Source organism: Vibrio sp. S234-5 (assembly GCF_000960595.1).
Classification (GTDB): domain Bacteria; phylum Pseudomonadota; class Gammaproteobacteria; order Enterobacterales; family Vibrionaceae; genus Vibrio.
Genome location: NZ_JZAM01000163.1, coordinates 1 through 3,370 on the forward strand (window position 1 = coordinate 1; position 3,370 = coordinate 3,370).

General features: G+C 41.5%; 6 protein-coding genes. All 6 read right to left on the bottom strand.

Annotation, left to right across the window (positions count from 1 at the left end; genetic code table 11):
* A partial coding sequence (locus UF06_RS27175; RefSeq protein WP_242401998.1) for a hypothetical protein occupies window positions 1-216 on the bottom strand: 216 nt, incomplete at its 3' end.
* A 619-nt stretch (window positions 217-835) separates the two neighbouring features.
* Window positions 836-1,300 carry a GNAT family N-acetyltransferase gene (locus UF06_RS07000; protein WP_045569802.1) on the bottom strand — a complete coding sequence of 155 codons (465 nt, stop codon included), beginning with the start codon at window positions 1,298-1,300 and terminating at the stop codon, window positions 836-838.
* A gap of 140 nt (window positions 1,301-1,440) precedes the next feature.
* The gene (locus tag UF06_RS07005) at window positions 1,441-1,905 is read right to left on the bottom strand and encodes a GNAT family N-acetyltransferase (RefSeq protein ID WP_045569804.1); all 465 of its coding nucleotides are present in this window, start codon (window positions 1,903-1,905) and stop codon (window positions 1,441-1,443) included.
* Between the two features lie 163 nt (window positions 1,906-2,068).
* The gene (locus tag UF06_RS07010) at window positions 2,069-2,332 is read right to left on the bottom strand and encodes a Txe/YoeB family addiction module toxin (protein ID WP_000098716.1); all 264 of its coding nucleotides are present in this window, start codon (window positions 2,330-2,332) and stop codon (window positions 2,069-2,071) included.
* The gene (locus tag UF06_RS07015; protein WP_045569803.1) at window positions 2,325-2,579 is read right to left on the bottom strand and encodes a type II toxin-antitoxin system prevent-host-death family antitoxin; all 255 of its coding nucleotides are present in this window, start codon (window positions 2,577-2,579) and stop codon (window positions 2,325-2,327) included. The genes UF06_RS07010 and UF06_RS07015 overlap by 8 nt, the downstream gene beginning before the upstream one ends.
* A gap of 209 nt (window positions 2,580-2,788) precedes the next feature.
* Complete coding sequence (locus tag UF06_RS07020; protein WP_045569805.1) at window positions 2,789-3,250, bottom strand: GNAT family N-acetyltransferase; 462 nt, start codon at window positions 3,248-3,250, stop codon at window positions 2,789-2,791.
* Window positions 3,251-3,370 lie beyond the last annotated feature (120 nt).

Sequence of the window (3,370 nt, forward strand, 5' to 3'; positions counted from 1 at the left end):
CAAACAAAAGCCAAGACCAAAAAAACTGAAACGACTCATAATTTGAAAATCAAGTTTTGAACTTTGGCCGCCAATACTCAAAAACCTACAGTTCAAATTTCTGATTGAGCCAGCCGCACCAACCTCGTGCTTACTGAAAAATTGACTGAGGCAACTCTTTGAGTTTCCAGCGCTAAAGAATAATTGTCCGGAAAACAGCGCCAAACGAAGCCAGATTGCCGAAAAACACAAAACCAACAAGCCGATGGAGCAAAGAAAAGATGCAACCAACTGATTTTGCGTGATTAAACATAACGCCCTGTTAAGTAGTGAGGCATGCATTACAAAAGCTTCCGCAGCACTACGTAATCACTAAAACCAACGCAAACCAAAAATGCCACGCATGCCGAATCTGCTTGAACAGTTTGTTATGCCCGTGCCTTTTGTTTGCTACGATTTTGAATCCTGCTTGCTTTGGAAAAAGCTCAAATTTTTGGGTATATAAAACTGACAAGCCTGCCTATCTGCTGTAGTTGGCTGTTCCCAAGCTCCGCATAAATCCTTGTCATTCTCTTTTGTTCGAGTGAATTGCTTACATTTTCCGCAACGTTCCATTGAAGCCAGTTCCAAGTTATTTCAATTTAAACTCGACAATAACGTTGTTGGAAACCTTGCAATTTGATTAAACCCAAATTTAACGAAAATTGTTAATTATTGAGTAAATTACGATAAGGGCATAACGCCCAATTAAGGGGTGAGCAACGCTACCACCTTGCCTAACGCATTGTACCGTAAACACTAAATTTGAAGTAGATACAAAAATGCCAAGCGTTGGGAATCCCTCTTAAATTGTTTGTTAGCTGAATTTTTCCATAACAAAGTTCTGCAGTTTTTGGCCCCGAACTTCTATCGATTGCTCTTTTACAACCTTAAAACCAAATTTTTCGTAGAAAGGTCGAGCTGTAATACTGACCTCAGAATAATACTTGGTAATGCCACGAGATGTACCAACTTTAAAAACGTGCTCCATAAGACAACGAGCAACGCCTTTGCCTTGGTGGTCATGATGACAAAAGAAATGATCGATTAAACCACTTTCTTGAAGGTCAGCATAACCAACAATGACACCCTCTATTTCTGCAATAAAAGGTGAAATAGCGTTTAGTTTATTCTTCCATATCTCGCAGTCGAAATTATCTGGCGCCCAAGCCTCAACTTGCTCTTGGGAATAGTCTCGTCGATTCACGTTACGAACCGTATGATAAAAAAGCTCCCACAACTCACTTGCGTCAGATTCTTCGTATTTTCTAATTTTGATCATACTACTTGTACCAATATTCAGCTAACGCCCGGCTAAGGGGTTGACAACGCACCGCCAGACTCAAAAAACACACTGTAAACACTGAACTTCAATTTTGCACTAAAGCCGCCAAGCGTTGGCAATCCCTCTTGAGCCGTTTGTTAGCTGAATTTCTCCATGACAAAGTTGCACAGCTTTTGACCGCGAACTTCTATGGTTTGTTCTTCTATAACCTTGAAGCCAAATCTCTCGTAAAACGGACGAGCTGTAATACTCACCTCAGAGTAAAGCCTAGTAATTCCTTGTAACTCACCCACTCTGAGTACATATTCCATTAACTGGCGTCCGACTCCTTTACCTTGATGTTCATGATGACAAAAGAAATGATCAATTAATCCATTTTCTTGAAGATCACTATAACCAACAATTTTCCCATCAATTTCAGCAACAAAAGGTGACAGCAAGTTCATTTTTCGTTGCCAAATCTCTGAAGAAAAATCATCTGGAGCCCATGCTTCAACTTGGGCTTGTGAATAATCACGTAAGTTCACATTACGAACCGTATGATAAAAAATAGCCCATAAATCAAGCGCATCTGATTCTTGATACTTTCTAATTTCGATCATGCTGATATTTACCACCATTCAGCTAACGCCCGCTTAAGGGGCAGCCAACGCTACTACTAACTTTCCGCATAGCACCGTAACCACTGAAACTAACGCACAGTAAAAATGCCACGCGTTGGCTGTCCCTCTTGAAGCGTTTGTTAGCTGCCTTTAGTCACTTGGTTCAATAATGGTAGCGACACGAAATAACCGTTATTGCATTATCATCAACAGCATAAACCAGTCTATTTGTATCATCGATCCGTCGAGACCAAAAACCAGATAGATTTTCCTTTAGAGGCTCTGGTTTACCAATGCCTTCAAACGGTGAACGCTTAACATCATTGATGATTTTATTGATCCGCTTGAGTGTTTTTTTGTCTTGTGTTTGCCAGTACAAGTAGTCATCCCAGGACTCATCTGTCCATGACAGTAAACGACTACTCATCAATCAGATCTCTTTGGGTAACTTTTCCCGCTTTGAACTGGGCAATTGAACGGTTTAGATGTTCAGCGTTCGCTGGAGAGCGAAGCAAATGTACGGTTTCCATTAGACTATTGTAACAATCCAGCGACATAACCACGGCATCTTCTGAATCACGTCGAGTGATGACGGTTGTATCCGCATCATTCACAACGGCATCCAAGACTGCTTTTAAACTATTCCTAGCTTCTGTAAAAGAAACGATTCTCATAGAACCTCCCACATGTACTGTTTACGGAACAAGTATAGTATTCACAACTCAACTTGTACAGCTAAAGGAACATATTCGCCAGTAGGCAGCTAACGCCCGCCTAAGGGGCTGGCAACGCATGCCACTAAACTCAATCACAACAGCCGAAACCACTTCGGCTCAATGGGACTGGAAACGCCACGCGTTGACAGTCCCTCTTGAGGCGTTTGTTATAAAGCGGACTCTACGTTAAGCGCTTTTTCTAACCACACCGAGCTGATGTACTGGCCATGTTTCTTGGCATATTCGTTGAAAATACCGACTTCTCGGAAACCAAACCGTTTATGTAATGCTACTGATGCGTCGTTTGGTAATGCAACACCCGACAATATACGATGGACGCCATAAGCACGAATGGATGAAAACAGCTGAGTATAAAGCTTCGAACCTAAACCTTTCCCTTTAGCTTCTTGTGCCAGATAAACGCTCACCTCTACAGTGTCATCAAAAGCTGGTATTGCTCTGTACTTTTGGGAACATGCAAAACCTTGCAACACACCGTTTTCTACAGCCACATATATTTGATATTTGGTGGTTCTAGAGAACTGAGAGAACCATTCCTCACGATTTTCCAGAGTAAATGGAAATTCCTCAAAGCGTGCATTGGTATGTTCAATATAAAAGTGGTTCATCCGGAAAATCGATACCTGAATGGCTTTTCTGATACCATATCGCCAAAAATAGCCAGTTAATGTCAACTTCACTTCTTTACCATCGCTTTGGAATACGCGGCCCTTTCCATTATTGCTCTA